Consider the following 19,713-nt stretch of genomic DNA (forward strand, 5'->3'; position numbering starts at 1 on the left):
GTAAGTGTTGAAAAATAAGGCAACAGGTACATGGCTGTTGCCTGAGATTTTAATCCGCTGTAAGCAGCATAAATATTCTCCAGCATCCAGGGAGAGAAACCGACATAGCCAACCACCACCACATTGGCATAAGTGCAACCACCCGGAGGGTCTGAAGTCATCATTGCATTTACTACATCCCCGTCCGCCCTGCCCAGCAAATCTGCTGCTGCCATAAAGTACCCGGGGTAGGGCGAAGGGGAGTTAAAGTAATTCCACAAATTAATAATATACATGGGGTTTGCATTGTTTAAAAACTGTAAAAACAGGTTTCTGTCAGAAGCATAGAGATGCTCCAAAAATGTCGAAATCCCATTACTGCACAAATCATTTCCAAAACCCACCAAGCCTTTGTCTGAAACTATCATAGACACAAAGTCAGCATCGCTCATGTCGCTTATCACAGCATTCAACACATTAGAAGTTAACCCCAATATAATCCGGGGGTCAAGCTCATACAACACATTCATTGACTGGTTTGCAAGTTCCAGACCGGTAATCAACTCCATCTCACTACCTGCCCATGTATGCGCCTCCAACTCATCCACCGCAAAGTCTGCAAAGGTCTCTGCACTGTGTTGCGACACCAAAAAGTTCACCACATCCTCGCAGGGAACATTCTGCTCAATCAGTTTCTCCACATGCTTGTTGCCATACACAGCCACCACGTTGCCCTGCGCATCGCGCACATACCACGTCACCAAATGAGGCTGCTCCTCGTCTTCCACTGGCTTGGGCTTCACGATTTTTGCCAGCCTGTGTCCCCCCGCATCATACAAAAACTCCAGGTCGGGCTTCTCGCTCTCCTCTGTCCTTATCACTTTCCTTATTTTGCCGTAGGCATTCCACACAATCTTTGCAATCTCCTCCGCATCGTCCCTCACCAGGTTGCCCAACTCGTCATACCCGTAGTTATTGTTTACATTAATTGTCGCATGAGCCGTATCAAAAGCGCCCATATCGTCAATGTCATCTGCATAGTTACCACTGCTCACAGCATCGTTCACATGATACAGCCTGTTGCTGTGCAGCCCCTTGCCCGGGTCGCTCTTGTCAATCCAATCATACCTGTAGGTCATATCGTCCATGTCCGCCTCCGTTGCGCTGCCGTTGCGTTTCAGGGTCAGTATGTTGCCCATTCCGTCATAAGTAAAACTCTCTGCAAAAGGAGCAGGCGCAGCACTTCCGCTGCTTTCCCACTCGTTATCGCCCAGGTCTATATTAAAGAAACTCCTAGCCTCTGCCAGGCGGTTCAACTGGTCATACTTATATGCTCCTCCGCGCACAGACGGGGCAATGGTTCTGCCCGTGCTATAGCTTGCAACATCGGGAATGGTTGTAACCATCCAGCCAATATTTCCGTTCCACAAATCTTTGCGCGCATCGAGCAGCTTGCTGCCTGTCACATCTGCCAGAAAGTAATCTCCGGATGCCACTCCTCCAATATGCTCGTAATCTCCCACATAATACCCCAGGCTAAACCCAAACACATCCCGTGCTACAGAGCTTGTCGAAGTACCGTCATGCCCCACATCTCTGTCAGGCTCCAGCGTATTGCCGTTAACCCCTTTCAGCCAGCCATGAAGCGTATATACATAGTCCAGGCCCTGCACCCTCTCTTCCCCAAGCTCCATTCGTGCCAGAGGTCCGTGGTCATAGTAAAAATAACTTGCATCATTGTCCCAGTGCACACTGTCCCTGCTTGTATAAACTTCAATAATCCTGTTGTCGCTGTCATACCTGTACCAATGATGGTATTGGTCTGCCGCTCCGCTGTTGTAGTGAAACCTGTTCACATTTCCGCTCACCAAATCATAATCATACGTTATATGTTTTATATTCTGATTTATCCCTGCCAGTTCCGGTATCTCATGCACCAAATGGTCAACATTCCCATGAATATCGTAGCTGTAATGCGTAGCGTGGTTAAAAGTACCGCTGTTTCCGTCATACACCTCTTCATAAGTAACACTTGCCACCCTTTTGCGCAGGTTTTGCTGAATCAGCACACCGCTTTCCGCAAACTGTGCATCATAGTATGTTTGAGAAACCTGTATTCTTCCTCCCGCAACAATCCAGGAACTGAACAAAGCATCATCTAGTTTTCTGTTAATAATCAGTTCCTCCGGCAACGTGTTATTTGTAATTTCTCCCACCTCGCTTATTCTTCCAAGTTCGTCAAACAGTGTGTAGCTGTAGGCAGGAGTGGTGCAATTAAACTGTTTGGTGTTTTGAGAAACAGAAAGCCTGCCAAGCTTATCATACCAAAAACGAGAGGTAACAAAATCTGCCTCGTCCTCAATCAGCTTAACATACCCGTCTTCGCCAACTACTGCCAAATGGTTTCTGCCAATCACAAACATACTGTTCAAATCTTCCGTTGCTGCATCCATGTCTTTCTCCATCCAACCTGAACCAAAGTTTACGGTTTTAATCAACACTCCATTTGTTCCCACAACATAGCCCCTTGCCATATCATAAAACACAATTCGCTTAAAATCAACGGCTCCCAAAGTTCCGGGAGCAGTCATTCCTCCAAAGCTCGGAGAAGTTTGATAAATATCCTCTGTTTTAAACAAAGCTTTGTTATCGCCACATGCAAACACATATTCATTCTTAATCTCAACCCCGTTCAGTTGTTCGGAAGCCGTGTAAACACTGTACCAGATAGTTTCGCCCGGTTTTCTGCGCCACACTTTGTCATCTCCCGCCATCACAGCCATTCCATCCCTGCTCACAGATATATCTCTCCATTCGGAACTTGCCGTAGTGTTAAAACTCATCTGGCTTGCCCCAACCATATTCAACACTCCTTTTCGCGCATAGCTGTCAGTCCCGACAGCATACACCTCATCCGCTTTATTCGCCCACACGGAGTGTATATTCGGATAAACACTTCCTGTTGTCAAAGGCAGGTTTAGCACCCAGGTATTTCCGCCATTACTTGTGTGCAAATTCACCCCCACATCTCCTGCTGTCAGTCCTGCTGCTCCGTTCAAATGCACATTTCGCAATCCCTGGGGTAAGCCGACCGTCTTGTTCCAGCTCCCGGACTGTTTCATGCGTATTTCCCCCGCATGACCTCCAATAAGCACCTTGCCTGTACCAATGCCGTGTACTGCATACAGGTTTCCTGAAAAACCACCTGCTTGTTCTTTTTGCCAGGCATTCCCTGCATCAGAGGTTTTTAAAATAACCCCATTATTTCCTGCCACATAGTAAACAGCAGAAGAAGCAGCATAAACACCATTCAGTTGCTCAACACTCAGCCCATGGTTAGAAATAACGGCTTCATCGCCCGTCAGCACAATCAATGTCCCATTTACTCCTGCCACAATTCCTTCCCCCTCCTCAAACATGTCAACAGCCCTCAAACTCAATGAGGTTTGAGCAGGAACAGTAATCCATTCGGCAGCGTTGTTTTCACTCTTAATCAAAGTTCCGTTTTCCCCCACAGCATATAAAACGTCTGTTCCTGCAAGGGCTTTTACCTCATTCAGCCTCAAAGGATGAGTGTGGGTAGAAACATTAGACCAGGAAGAAACCCACTTATACAAAGTTCCGTTTTCTCCGCTGACAAATATCTTATCAGAGGCAAAAACAGAAAGGTAGTTCACATCTCCATCCCCTGCAACAGAGGCAGGAGTGCTTCCACTGCCGGGAGTACCGATAGAATTTGCAGGAGTACTGAAAAGAGTAGCAGGTTGGCTTGAGTTTTCCAGGACATACAAAGTTGTTCCGTCTGTTTTTAAATCAACATACTCATGCCCGCTTCCTGTTTCGTCAGAAGTACCCCAACTGCCACTATGAGACATTCTGATTAGTTTGCCTCCTGCGGTTATTGCCGCCCCCAGGGCCGTACTGTTAAAATAGATGTCAACAACAGGGTCATCGGTCAAACTTGCAACAAGTTCTGTTTGAGGAAGGGTTGCGGTTAAATCTGTTTTATAAACCTTTCCGTCTCCTTCAGCTTCTCCTGCCAAAAATACTTCTGAACTGCTGATAACCCACACAGAGCTAAGATTTATATCGGGCACTTGGAAAAAGGACATTCTTTCAAACCAATAGCTTTCAGTAAAATCAATCTTCGCAACAATACCCGCATTTCCGACAGCCACACCAAGCCCGTCAGTCTTGTTATAAATATGAAAAGAATTATACACCCCTGCAGCAGAAAGAGCAATCCAATCAAGCCCTCCGTTTGTTGTTTGCCAAAACTTGCCGTTTGCATCCAAAACAATACCTTTATCTGTATCTTTAAAATATAAGTTGTTAATATTCAACGTCATTCCACAGGCAATTTGCCACCAATTTTCACCCCCATCGGAAGTACGCATCAATGTTCCTTCTGTTCCTGCCGCAAAACCATCATTAGAGTTAATCATATAAACCCTTCGCACTTCCCCTGCGCGGGTTTTCTTGTGAATATTTGTTGTTGTCCAATTGCTTCCCCAGTTACCGGTACTATAAACCTTTGCATAGCCCGAAGAATCCGCACTTATATATCCGGCACTTGCATCTTTAAAGCTGATTGACAGTAAATTTTCGCTCCCTAATCCTGTTACAGTTGACCAGGTTTCTCCGCCATCGTCTGTTTTTCTGCAAAAACCACTTTCCCCAATCACAATTCCGTTATCTTCATCTTTAAAATAGAGAGAAGTCAGGTTAGCCGTAACCCCTTCAGTCCAAACAGGCATGATTTTCCAGTTTTGCCCTCCATCAATTGTTTTTAAGAAAAGCCCGTGATTTCCCACCGCAAAACCTTTATCGGTATCAATCATTTGCACTTTAAGCATGTCGTGCAATCTGATATCGGTCACTCTGTTCCAGTTATAACCACCGTCACTTGTCTTGTATATATAGGCATCGCTTCCAATATTGCCTACGAGAAAACCATTGTTTGCATCAGAATAATAAACATCTGCAACATTCATCCCCGAAGGGATACCTGCAGCATCTTCCAGATACCAAATATCCATTTTGTCATGATCCGGTACGCTTTGTCTGGTCAGCTGATTCAAACTGTTATACTCATACACGGTTTGCAGATTGTGCGTTGTAAATACAGTTCTTGTATTATTGGTTCTGTCTTCATTTACCTTTTCAAGTTGAGTTGGAGACGTTATTGGTCTGACACCTTCCGGTGGAACAGTTCTGACCAAATTGCCTGCTTGGTCATAATAATACAAAGTATAATGATAATCCATTAATGGCATTTTCACAGTAAAAGTTTCCGGTGTGGAAAAAGTGAAACAATGCCCGTAATAAGTAGTTCTGAACCTTAGTGTAGCTTCTTGTACACTTGCCATATACTTTATGTATGCACGGGTATAAGCCAATTGTATTTTGTTTGATTCACACGGGTCTGTAAACTCAAATGCAGGGACTTGGATTACATTTACAGGAGGGCTGCAAGGTCTGTATTTAAATTTAGTTCCGTAAGTTTGATGGTTATTTCTGGTCATCTTAATTTCTCTGTGAAAAGGGTAGTACAATTCCCCTTCTTCCAACTCAGACATAAGCCCGAAACTGCCAAAACCACCCAACATTGACACCTCTTCCTCTTCTTCGCAAAAATCTTCCACACTCGGAATATTAGGTAAGTTAGGGTTACTGCCGTATTTATTCACATAACTAAGATAACAGCTGCATTCAATTTCCGAATTCATTCCCGGGTCAGTTTTAAATTTATTTTTAAAATGCAAGTATTCCAACCAACAGTCAGGCTTTTGAGGGCATCCGGCATTCATGAATTCCTCTAAAGACATTGGAGGATTTGGAGGCGCGTCCCCATAACCAACTTCTACTTCATTCGTTAAAGGGTTGAAAACAGGTTGTTCCCTTAGATAGCGAGATTTTATATAGGTATAATAATTTAACAGGCATTCGCAATTTGCTTGCATTTCTGTGTGGGTAAAAGTGTAACTTCCTACATCATAATACTCTAACAAGAGAGACTTAACCAATTTGTCCCTTAATCCATTACGATAGGTTGTATCGCAGCAATCATTGCAACCTTCAGGATCTTCAATCAATTCTTTATTAAATGGAGGTCCTCCCTCCTGGGCTGTTCTGAATTCAGGTAATTTACAGCCTCCTGTAGTAGGTAAATTGACATACTCGCTAAGTGTCATAGGATTGCTTAGATTGTAAAAATTATATCCGGTGGGGTGTGGATTTGTTATAGAACTAATTACCAACCTTAAATATTTAATATACATTGCCAAACACTCGCAATCTATACCTGAAATATCTTCTATTTCTAAGGGGGCATTTGGATTTAAGCTATTGTAGCTGTTTACAAGCAATGCGTACTCCAAATACTCATCACACGCATCAGAATATTTGCAGGATAATGCAAGGAACTCGTACAGGCTCATAGGCTCTAATGTGTCATTATATGTCTCCAGATAGTAAGAATATTCCAACATACATTCACATTCTTGAGGTATGTATGATAAAACAAGCTTAAGCCCGAACGGATTATTTCCGAAGTAGTTTGAGTTAAACCTTCTTATGGTTTCTGTTAACTTTCTTTCATACGCATCTCCGTCTTCACAAAGAAGGTAATCTATTGCCGGAGGAATACCGGTTCCGTCACCGCCACCACCATCACAATTACCGCAACTCTTCATTTTTATACAGCTAATAAACCCACCTAATTGTTCACTATAATCATCGTTAAAGTTTGCAGTAATCTTAAAGTAAGATGTAGCTCCGCCTTCTCCTTCAGATAAGTCGGGTATAAGCTCTGAAAGTGAAATCAAATCATTTTCTAAATCATTAACCCCATCGTAATAAGGGTCTGACCTGTAAAGTTCAATTTTGCAAATATTAAGCACATCGCTTGTTGATATATCCTGAATCTCTAAATCAAGGCTTAACCGGTCTGAAGAGATAAGCAGGTTTTTTACAATCACCTTGTCACTGAATGAACCAAAGTAAGAATGTAAAACATCGCTAAAGCCATGTGTAATATCATAATCACTCTCATTTTTATTTTGTATAACTAAATTTAATACATTCCTGATGTCATCTTTAACTGTATATTCCGGTCTGTCACACAGGCTCAACGAAGGGGAAACGCAATTAAGAAAATCAAGTCTTCCGTATGTTTTATGAGCATGTATCCATAATGGTTTTAAAACATCTGCACCATCATCAATCCATGCCAAAATTCTAAAAGAGTTACTATGGGTTGGCTCCGGCTCAATAGTGATGACTTCAAAATAAACAATCTTATTTAAGTCGGCATGTGTAAAAGGCTGATTATCTATGTATTTATCATCATACGAATCAAAATAAATAAACTCATTTGGAGCATTTGAAAGAATTAATTCAAATTCGCCACTTCCATTATACCTCCAACCGGCATCGCCATAATTGTCAGGGAATAAATTGGGGGTTAAAAGTAACTCATAGTTGCTTTCTAAAACAACAATTGAGGCACTTTGAAGTTCATCATTATAAGTCAATGCACTCAATAGAGAAATTAAACTCTTTGAATAATCGGTCATTATACATCTGCTCGCAAATACGCAATCATCGAATTTAAAACAACTTCTCAGCACCACATTTAAAATATTCGTTGTTGTACTCAATTCGGCTTTAAACTGAGCAAAACCATTTGCAGGTGTCATTGCCATATCTGCCATATATTCAAAGTCAAACAGCTTTGTCACGTCTGCCCAATCATATCCAACAGGTAAATAAAGTGTTATTGGACAAGTAGTTATATCGGAAGTGTTATTAATATCCCTGAAAAAGATTCGAAGCACATGCAGGCTGTCAACACTATGTTCAACTATCCATTCCATTTCATGTTCAAAATCCCCGTCACCTATTCCACTAATGCCCTTTATTATTTCAGAATACAATTGCTTAGAAAAGTATTGGCTATTAATCAGGCTATGGTCTGTCAGGTGATTTTCATCACTGACCGTATTAATTATTAATTCGGAAAGCTGGACATCAAACTGGCATTTTCCGGTCATTTCAATCATGCTGTATGCAGCCAATTCTTCATCAATATCTATTGGAGAGGTCTCTCCCAGGTTAAATCTTCTTTCTTTTGTAATATAATATTTCCATCTGTCATGAGAGCATACCTTACCATCAGATTCGAAAAGACTATAAGCATATGAATCCAGTCTGAAAAGTTTGTAAGCAGGAGGGTTGTAATGATCTACACCAATGCAAAGGTTAACACCGGTATTACATTCCCCTTCAAGGATTGCTTTGTCTGCCTGACGTTTAATTAATACTTGTTTTATGGAGTTGTATAAACTTTTATACTTGTTCCACATCAAATTATTTTCTTCAGTAGTCCCTTCGCCAAACCCTATACAGCTGCCGGGGAAAATTACACCATGGTATCCGGGGCAATTTATGCCGATTGATGCAACTTCTTTAACGCTAAATCCTGTCTCATCATAAGAAGCAAGCAGTTGCTTCATCATATCCTTTAAATCGGTATTGTAGTGTGTAAAAAAAGGGTCTTTATCAACCAGTGCATCTTCATCTGTATCAGAAATATATCCATTTATGACTGCTTCACTATATGTCTCGACATTCATAAAGGCTCTGTCAAACTCTTCACTACTTATTATTTGTTCCCCAACCTTCTCTTTTACATTGCTTAAGCACCATTCATAATAGCAATATTCCGGATGATGCCGCACAAGTGAATATGCCCAGGAAGGCTGCCAGAACTGCACAAAATCCTTGATGCTCCGCAAGTTTTCCGGATAACTGTAAACAACGCCATTCTCTTCAAAAGTTGAATGAGATAAAGGGTAGTAAACTCCTTCAGTTTGGGTTAATTTAATTTTAGATCGTGTTTTTAAATCTTTGTTGTAAAAACCAATATTGTTTTCTAGTTTAGGTCTTCTCCAAAAAGCTGCATCTTCATTTGTATAAGCCAAACCTCCATCCGACAATTTGTTTAATGGATTAAAGATAGACAGGGGATAATGAAATACATCAGTATTTCCATTTATAGTGTCCTGCCATTCCGCATATTGACCTCCCGGGCTCATATCCATTAACATTAAATGACGAAACTGTTCACACAAACTAATTTCTTGACAAGGTTCTATACATTTTTCATAAAGGTAGTACCAATCCTCCTCAGTACCTTTCAGGTTGTTTATAAACTGGTCTAATGTTCCTAATTCTTCTGTACAGTCATCACAAGTAAACTCGCAATCCTCCCCCGATAAAACAGTATATTCTTCCTCTAAATACACAGACAGGGGTGTAACACAGCCCCATTCATTCACTGTGTCGAGATAAGCCTCGAGATAAAAATCGAATGCTTCTCTATTAATTACAAGGCTTTTTGAGAGTTGATAATTTCCAATTGGCAACAGCCTTACAACAGGCTCCCAAAATGAATAGATTACACCGCTACAGCCAAATTCTTCATCAATTGTCCCAATTGTGGCAATTTCGCTGAATATCTCCTCACCGCACTCATCTCTGAGTACTATTTCTATGTCATAAATACATTTAAAGCATATTAAAGGCAAACATTCGTCAAGAAAAGGTCCCGCATTAATTGAGTAGTCAAATTCATAGTCTCCCTCTGTAGAAACTAAAAAATGAGTATTGAAATCAATTCTGTCTCCTTCAATATTTGGAACATTCACTAAGCTGATTCCATTTATATCTCTGGCAAACAGGTCAACTTCGAGTTCTTCTGCAACTCCGGGCATGGAAGGAAGAGCAGACACATTTTCGGGGTTTGTACTACTTAATGCTGTCGCAATGACCCTGCCGCTTAAATCAAGGTATGAGATGCTGATTTGACCATTGGGGTCTTTTATTACATTTTTTTTGTAATGATGGGCGTATCCTACCTCTGACCCAAATAATCTATCTAATTCCTCTTGCATCGGCTTGCCATAAAAATAAAAAGTTTCATGACCACTTTCAAGTTTATGATTTAATCCAACCCCGGAAGACCTTCTAATCCTGCCTGTTTCGTCAGGGGTATATTCAATTTGTGTAAATGGATAATTAAAGGCATCTGGCAAAAATGCATGGTACTCATTTTTGACAGGATTATTTGAAGAATAATACCTTGATGAGCCACCGGTATTTTTCATCCCTTCAATTTCCGGTGTACATGCAGATGCGTCAGTATCGAAGTCTAACCATGTATATTTTTCATCAGATAAATTCCTGCTGAAATTAGGGAAATAAGAAAAAGATTTCTTTCCTGTTGGGGCAGGGAGAGTTTGCACAGCCTCTCTTCCATAAAAGTCATAAATTGTCTCTTGAACAACTGCTTGCTCGTCTGAACTTATGACAGTTACTAATTGCCTGCTCCTAAAAGTCCCGTCATAATATGTAATTAATTCTTTCTTTTTACCTTCTTCTGCAAAGCTTGCATTATACTGCCAGTTCAAATTTTCTTCATGACCATTAATATAATAATAAGTACTGCAAGAAGTGCTTATTTCTGAAGGGTCAACACCTTCTTCATCAACGTTCCAAGCTCCAAAAATATAATATTCAGAATCGTCTTTATGTCTCCCCACCCCTCTGACTCTATATATAAAATAACCTCTGTCAAAGACCAATTGAACCTTATAATATAATTCCTTTGTTGTGATTCTGGTACTGTTGTTTTTGAAATTCCACTCAATAAGATTTGCAGGAATTGGAGTAGATAGGTTTTCGCCATAATCATCTACGTAAGTCCACTCCAACTCGTAATCCTCCGCTCCATTAAGCATATCCCAGGTTATTTCAAGTTCTGCTTCGTCATCTGTATTTATATAGGAGTGTGAAGGACAAATTTGAGTTGCGTGGTTAAAGTCAAAATATCTTTCAATCTGCAAACCATAATGAATTGTCATATTGTCTTCAGGGTCAGATACGCTGGATAAAGTAACCATATCTGTTATAGACACAACTGTTATATTTATTCTATGAATATCAGGGAGAAGAAATGTCGATTTATCAATGTAGGGAATAACTCCGCTGCTTGGGTCATATTTGATTTCCAGTTCAATATTTTTACTTGATGCACTTTGGTTTATATCGTTGTAATTGACAGTCAGCTCTATTTTATAATGATACGAATTCTGAATGAAAATGCCGGATTTATGATTTATATCCAGTCTTACAAATCCTGTCACCTTTTTATTGGCAAATCCATTTGTTGCAGGGTTTAAACCATATTTATCATCTACAACAAATGCAGGGCCACTTGCACTGGGAACTATCGCAGCCCCTCCCAGTGAATTTACAATATTTATGTTATGGGCAAACAAATTGCCATTCATTAGAATTATTAAACCTAATAGTAAAAAGGGGGTTAGCAAGTTACTTCTGTAAATATTATTTTTCATAGTCTTTGTTCTTAATAATTATTAATTACTTTATACTCATTGTAGCGATTCGTTTTAATTAAGTTTCCTTGTTTATCTTTTCTGAAAACTTTCATATCCGTAACAATTTGCTTAACTTCTTTTCTTTTTTCGGGTAGTGTATATTTAATTTCTATTTTAGGTCTAACCCCTTTAAATTTTGTGTCAATAAAGTCAGATGGCTTCTTGTAAAATAAAGTAATCTTTGAAAGTAGATAATTCTTGTTATTAAATTCAATTTCTATTTGCTTTAAGTCACCATTATTAAAATTCAAAATCAAGTTGCTGTTCCTGTTTTTATTTTGAATTGTTGAAGAACTTACCGGATATTTAAGGTTTAAGAACGTAATTTCTTCTTTATTTCCGGAAGGGCTGACTATAAGTGTTTTATGAACAGTATCTATCACTATGAATCTTTCGCTATCTCTAAAAACAACTTGTCCATTATAAGAAATAAATTCTTCGTTTTTGAATTTCTTTTGAAACCCGGAATCACAGTAACGAACAAGAGAATCATTCTCATGATTATAATAATTTGACACATATTTAAGTTCGTAACACTTAATTTTCGAATAGGCGTTTTTAATCCTGTTCAAGACATTATCACATTCAAAAGTTGATAACTCCTCATTTTGTTTATTCCCTTTATAAGTTGTAGAGGAAAAAAACACGAAAGATAATATGACTGTCCAATATAATCTCATGTTGTATTTAATCTGCTTTAATGGTGCTGTTTCTACTTTCCTTTATTGTCATAATTCCTCTTTCGGTTTCCTTCTTAACTCTTATCAACCTGCCTTCTTGGTCATATTCATATAAGGTTGCATAGTTGTTTTCGTCAAGTACTGCCACCAGTCTCAATGTTAAAGGGTCATAAACATATGCCACCATACTGCCATCAGTCGGATGTACTCTAATATCATCAAACAACATATCTGCTCCATCGGTTTCTAAGCTGATAATTATTTTATCTGCATCAGAAGGTATAGTAAATTCAAAGTATATTCTTTGCCAACCCTCTATGATTTTTCCGGTAGGGTAGCATTTTATTGCAGTATATGTACCGGTGCCATCAAAGTTTATTTTTATATATCCGTCTTCATATGTTTTAACTGTTGGACCGGCTCCTATTTCCTTAACCCAACCACTCACTATATATGTTTTATCGGGAGTTGGTCTAAACGACTCTATGCAGCTTTCACAGGGTATGCTGACAGAGCCACAAAATGAAGGAGCTTCGTATGTGTTTGAATAAGTGCAGGTTTTGGAGGATAACATTGAAAATATGGATTCGTATAGGGATGCTTTTACTTCTATATTACCTCCCATAGACCAGATATTATCTATTTCAAAGTTCTCTACTGTAGAGAAAGGAGCATATTTTATAAAAGTATATCCGCCTGCTTGTACAACAAGCATCCCTTTTGAATATGCATTTGACAACGTAACCGTTCCGCTTATACTGTGAAAGTTATTATTTGAGTTACACGAACCGGGTGTAATTGATATGTCTGTAATAGCGCACAGGGTAGGGGCAGAAGTGCAATTATCCGATAATTGACTTAATGTATCCATGCAGCCGGAAACAGTTGTCATGATAACGGTGTATTCTCCCTCTTCATCTACTTCAATACTCCTCCCAAAATTTTTGTCAACTATGCCGGGTCCCTTCCACCAATAGTTATCAAACCCACTGCTTATAGTAATTGTTTGTGAACCTGAATTACATTCTGACATTGAAATAGAAGGACCTTCGCATCCACAATAAACATAAGCGTAGCCATAATGCCCACCCCAAGAACAATCACTGGCAGTAAATTTAACTGTTACTTCCTCCCCAATATATCGACTAAGAGGAATTATTACTTGTTCCCACTTTTTATAATAAATACTACTGCCTACTTGTTTTTGAATAAAGCTTCCTTGAAATGTGGGGTTTTCGGCATTTGCAATAACTTTATAGTATGTGCATTGAATAGTATCGCCATTTGAATCATATAATCCATAATCAAAATAAGGTTTTGATTCATCCGGATGTTCATTGCCGGGATCTTGTAATACCACAGCAAACCAAAATTTAAAATAAGGCATTTCTTCGTCCACAATAAATGTGCGCTGAAGCCTGGCTGCATCTCCTCCCCACGTTGTATTTTCCAGCCTTACAACTTGGTCGCAGCCTTCACAAAGTTGTTGGAGTTTTTCTCCTATTATAGGGTCATTTCCCTGTGAAGTAATTAATTCAATGTGACTTGTGCTGGGAGTGACAGGGGTGATAAATCCATGCCCTATTTCACCTAAATCAGATGCTACTCCTTCATAAGCTACCCATTCCTCAAATTCATCGGGTGATGAGTTTGAAAAATCAAAATTAATGCAATCATTTGTCCCGGTAACAACAAGGGGAGGTGGTGGTGAATATAACGAGGATAATGAGCTGAATCTTTCCACTTCTTCTTCAATATTCAGAATAAAAACTTCGGTTCTTTTTTCATATAAATCTGCCCTCTCTTTCAACCAGGTTTCAGCCGCATTTATGCTTGGTTTTGTTGGACTATGAATCCAGTTGAAAAAATACTGTTTGTCTGAACTAAAGTCTTTGGAATGGAAAAATAAAAAGGCTTTAATCTGCTTTTCTCCAAATTGGTTTTTGTTTACAATTTCTTTCAACTTGTTTTTCGGTCCTTTTTCCATCCACAATTTTTCATATTCAAAACACTTTATTTCCGGCTTTTCATCATGTGCATACCCTATAGATATTAAACCAATCAATACAAACAAGAACAGTCCCGTTTTGATTTTAATGTAATTATTCATTTCTTTAAAAATATTATAGTTGTAATAATTATTCACATTCTTCTAAGTTTTTCTCAAGAAATATTTGCGATTCCGAGATTTCAACTTTGATGCTTTTTTTACCGGTATGTCCTTCGTTTTCGAGTTTTTCGGCTCCTGTTGATTTAAATGAAAAATGGTCTTTTTCACAATTAAAAAAGTTATAATCTTCAAAATCATCGAATCCAATTTCCCTGAACATTGCATTGCCGGCTACCGCCTTTGTAAGGCTATGATTAAAACCATATAATGCAGAAGAATATCTATACAACGCATCACGACTTTCCAGTTGCTCTCCGTAAGGGCTCGTTTCTGTTACCTCAGAAACCCATGTCCAATTAGTTTGCACTTCTTCCCATTTGTTTTCCAGAATATTCCAATAAGGTGTGAAAGATGAATACAAGCCATCTTTTCTTATATTTGTGTTATTGTTCTCAAAAGTATGGTCTCTATCAGACAAGAACACAAAAGACTTGAATGGACGCCATATTCCTTTTAAACCAATTGCATAATCATTTGATGATTGTTTTATAAACTGAGTGCTATTCTCAAAGCATCCACAATAGGTTTTCCAACCCTCTTTATATACTTGAACACTTGCATCTACAACTTTTGCATACTTATTTGCTTTGATATTGTGCAGAGGATTCTCGTAGGAAACTATATGCCCTATTCCATTTGAGAGTAAATTTCTATATCCGGACCTAATTACCTTAATTGTAAGACCAGATGTATTTGGTCTGTATTTTTCTCCCAATAGATTAATAACCGTAATTTCATTTCCGGAAACATCTTTAACCCATCCCCTGATATTATCAGATACTATTTCATCGCCCGGAAAGTATAAGCTTTGAGCATTATTAATACTTGCTTTACCATTGTTATCAAAAGAAACACCACTAACCTCAAGACCTATATTTTTATATGCCCCTCCCATGCCCTCATAATACCAATGAGCAGGAAGATTTAATGAATATATGTAGTCATTAAATTCATTCAAGGTTTTAGTAAGCATTACTAAACCTGTTTCAGAGTCATAGGCTAAATTGGATGTTGCTAGAGATGACCCCAAATCATAAGCAACAGTTTCTTCTAAAATTCCATACCGTGAAATTACTTTTGTAATTGTAGCTGATCTGAATTTAGTTTCATCTCTTGTTATACTTGGAAAACCAGATGGTATTGGTATCGGTATTGGTCCAAGTGGTACTGCTGCTACATTAAGTTGAATTCCTCCATTTAACGATTCGCTGTTAGATTCTCTAAAATCAACAGCAATATCATACTCTACCCCAATTTCTGCGCTTTCATTTATTTCTCCATTAGGGTATATTACCGTTGCGATATTATTTAAACGAAACGACTGTTTGTCGTATGGAAGTGACTGGTATTTATATTCCACTCCGGAAATTGGTTTTGAAGCATCTTCGGCATATACCCATTGTGATTTTGGTTTTCCGTGCATATCATTTAATTCAATTGAAAAACCTTGTACTGCCGTTACTTGACTTCTTTGCTTGTTATTGAACAATGCTGTTAAACTTAAATCAAACTTAGTTCTTCCCTCTTTTGCATTTATAGTTGTGTGTTCAACAATCGTGGGATAATCTTTTGCAGTATAAAATTCATGAACTGTAAATCCGGTTGCGTGTCTTTTTACATTTTCGTGTCCAATATTTTTAACTGTAACTTTTCTATACCCAATTGATGGAGTTGGAAAAAAACTTTCACAGAGCGGATATTCCATATATTCTTTATCATCCGGAACCAAGAGCTTTTCTTTTTTATCCCCCATAAATAATGGTTGATGCCAAGTGTTTTCTTCACTTCCAATCATGGGTTCATATGATGCAACTCCTGACGAAATAACTTCGCCTGTTTTCTCATCAGTAGTTGTGTAATCGAATGTCTGACCATAGTTTTTAGTTTGGGCATCTCCGGAGACCATATTTTGCCATTCGTCACTTATAACTATTTTTTTTACTCTACTTCCCCCTCCAAGTTGTTTTCTTAATGGGTTTGTCAGCCTTATTTTTGACTCTTTTAAACTAATATGTTTTCCATAACCTTTATTCATGCATGAGATATTTGGACCTTGAATAAATTCTATTATGCTGAGTAAGAAAGATGTGTTAGCCACAGCCTTATATACTTGCATATATCCCGGGTCGTCTAGGGCGGGAACATTATATACCTCGCTTGGCATACGTAACCTGCCAAAACTCCAGGCAGTTTTTGAAATGGGGTTTACTGTAAGTATTTGATTAATATCCCCAATGGGAGTCCTCTTAAGTTTAATCCAAGCATAGCTATAGTCTGTGGCATTATCATCTTTGAATACGCTAAAACTTTCGTACTCTGCATAACCGGATACAAATTCATAATTACTTCCATTTGTAATAGCAACTTTAAATCTAAAATGAATGTACTCCATCTCGCTCAAATACTGATGTTTAAATACTTTATTTGCCTCTTCTTCAGTAGTTGCTCCGGAAATGTCTTTAGCCAATTTAATGACTAAATATTCTCTCTGTTTATTGAGTGGAAAGGGACTGATTAATCTTGCTCTATGATTGTCTCCTAGTATTTTATTTACTTTTTCCGGCTCTTCTTCATCATTTAAAATGTCTATTATTTCATCATCCATTACAGCTTCTATTGAATACATCATTGAAGCTCTTTTATTCTGAACGTGTGAATAATCATCTGATTCGTACTCAACTTCTATTATTCCCCCTGAAGGTAAAAATATCTTTTTTAAATTCCATACTGATGCATATTCATCTGTACTTTCTTTATCTTGGGTTACAAAAGGAAAATCTGTGTTATTAAGTTCTCCGTCTGCTATTTTATTTGGTTTGTAAGTTCCCCACCTATCGGTACATTTTGCGCAATAAGACGGGTTGTTGTTAGCAATATTTTGCCCATAATCAAATTTGTATGCACTAAACTTTGCTCTTTTCGATTTGCCATATGTAAAATACACTTTTTTTAGAGTCAGCTTGCCTTTATTTTCATTGATATTTATAGCATCAATAACTTCACTTTCGCCTGAATTGTTAGGTACATTTGGACATAATGAGTAATCATATTCGAAATGAACTTCTTTAATAGGAATAGCATTTATTGGATCTGCTTCATATTCCGGCTTAGAATAAAGACTTATTTTTCTCAATAAATGCATCGATTCTCCTTTCATCAAATGACCATTTTTGCCTTTTACTCCATGCCCATCCTTTCTTTCTTCTGTATGAAATATTGCAATTGTGTTTTTGCTTACTATTTTCTCAACATACCATATTTCTTTTTGACCATAGACATAGTTCGCTTGATCATCTAATGATGTATATTTTAAACCAGGATTATAGTTTGCCTGATATGATTCAAATGGAGTTCTCCATTTAAACGCAAAAGGTAGTTTTTTATATTCAAATAAAGTGTAATTGCCAAGATCTCCCTCACTTGGTCCTCTTTCTCCATCAATGTCAACATAATCCGAAGACAAGATAGCAGTTAATAAAAAAGAATGAGCATAAGCACCTGTAACTTGGGAATTATAGCTATTATTAACCCCTTTTCTGTTATTAACAGAATTATCTACGTTTTCATATCTTACATACCCATTTCTTCTATCAACTTTGGTTGCCATTACATCAGTCTTATCAATACCGACAGCGAAACTTGCTTCTTCCTGCATTATATTATAAGCAGGAAGACCAAAAACATATCTTGAACCATCATTTTTTAAAATTGAAATTTCGCCTGGATGATGTCCCGGTGCCGGGTAGGAAATATTTGAATAGTCCTTAACACCATAATACTTTGCTTCATCTCTATTCAACACAATCATGTTTTGAGACCTGCTGGTTCGTTTTTCCCGGCTTAAATAATTTTTATCAATATTGTAAATGCTGCCAGATTTATCAGATAGTCCTGGTACTATCAGGTAGTTAAATTTATCTACTGCATTAATGTTAAAAGATACTGCTTTATTCGTTTGTAAATTTGCAATATGATTTAAATCTGTATCAACTGACAATTCCCCTACTTGCTTAAAATAATAGGACTCATATTTAGGATTATTCAGCCCATTAGCATTATTAAAATGCAAAGGTTGTCTAAGGAGATTATGTTCAAGCCAGCTGCCTGAATTTGAAGTAGAATACCCTAAGTCTATATCAATACCTGCTTTTAATAGTGATGTGCTTCCAACTTCAAAACCTCCACTAAAAGAGCCGCCATACATAACAACAGTCGGGTCAGATACATATCCTATGTCGGAACGAAACGCTCTGAAAGTACCTCCTATACCATGCGCGCTAACACTAAACAAATCATATGTTAATGAAGTTTGCGGTAAAGCAGAAGTATTCAAATTAAAAGCAACTTCTTTTTCCCTATTAAAATCTAATACCCCTTCTGTTTCATAATTATTTTCTTTAATTCCTTTATCTAAATTAAAATATCCATAGGCTTTCTGACTCAATTTATTTTCGCCAAACAATGAATGAGTAGTTATATAGCCTGTTGCATCAAAACTAGGTTCTAATCCAAACAATTCGGCAGCAGTCTTGATTGAGTATGTTAATGATACATTCTTCATAGGCATGTCAAAACTTGGTGTATAAGAATTTAAACCTGCATATATTCTTCTTCCTGTTTTTCCGGATACCGGCTTATTTAGAATACTGCTAGACGAAGATGCGCTTAGGCTAGACTGCCTAAGCCCCTCTCTTGAGTTAAATGAAGTATTAAATTTCAAGCCCCCTTTAATTGGGATATTGGAAGATTTTTCGCCAAAAATTTCACTACTTAACCCTAATGAAGGAGATAAGGTTAGTCCATCTTGACCTGACTTTATCCCAAGCCCTGCCGTTAAATATGGCTTGTTTTTATCGCTTAATGATAACGATGGAGTAATCGTGGTTTCTAAAGAAAACCCTTTGTAATTATTATATACAAAACCAATTCCTGCACTTGCTTCGATAGATCCTCCAGGTACTTTTAATGACCCAAATAATTCCCCTCCGACTCCCAGCTGAATTCCTACAGTAGTATTAGGTTTCATATTAAATTCTTTTGTTATTATATCTCCTTTATCCCCATCAAATTCATCAGGAAGACCTCTCATGTTGCGATTTATAACTCCTGGGTTTAAATTCCACCCTAATCCAACCCAGCTTGCTTCTTGATCCATTGTTGTCCCTGAGTTATATACTAAATTTAAAGGATAGCCATCAACCTCAAGTAAAGGTAAACTGTACGAAAAATCTCCTGAAAAGGGATCTACCATATCTGTGATTCCAATAGGTTGAAATCCTTGTACTTCCGGCTGTGATGGTCCATCAGTTAATGCCAGTGCCTGAAGTGGTATAAGAATATCAAACAAGATTACTATGAGTAATAAACTTGCAATTCTTTTTTTACTTTCACTTTTTGAATATTTTACTGCCATATTACATTT

At 38.0% G+C, this 19,713-nt stretch carries 4 protein-coding genes; all 4 read right to left on the bottom strand.

Features of this window, described 5'->3' with window-relative positions; genetic code table 11:
* Positions 1 to 11,399, bottom strand: an 11,399-nt coding sequence (locus tag M0R38_09705) for a YCF48-related protein (protein MCK9482018.1), incomplete at its 3' end; no start/stop codon positions are given.
* A gap of 11 nt (positions 11,400 to 11,410) precedes the next feature.
* On the bottom strand, positions 11,411 to 12,121 hold the full coding sequence (locus M0R38_09710; GenBank protein MCK9482019.1) for a hypothetical protein: 711 nt from the start codon (positions 12,119 to 12,121) through the stop codon (positions 11,411 to 11,413).
* A gap of 7 nt (positions 12,122 to 12,128) precedes the next feature.
* The gene (locus M0R38_09715; GenBank protein ID MCK9482020.1) at positions 12,129 to 14,231 is read right to left on the bottom strand and encodes a hypothetical protein; all 2,103 of its coding nucleotides are present in this window, start codon (positions 14,229 to 14,231) and stop codon (positions 12,129 to 12,131) included.
* 28 nt (positions 14,232 to 14,259) lie between these two features.
* Positions 14,260 to 19,704, bottom strand: a complete 5,445-nt coding sequence (locus M0R38_09720) for a hypothetical protein (GenBank protein ID MCK9482021.1) — start codon at positions 19,702 to 19,704, stop codon at positions 14,260 to 14,262.
* Between the last annotated feature and the right edge of the window lie 9 nt (positions 19,705 to 19,713).

The sequence above is a fragment of the Bacteroidia bacterium genome (assembly GCA_023228875.1).
Classification (GTDB): Bacteria; Bacteroidota; Bacteroidia; order NS11-12g; family UBA955; genus JALOAG01.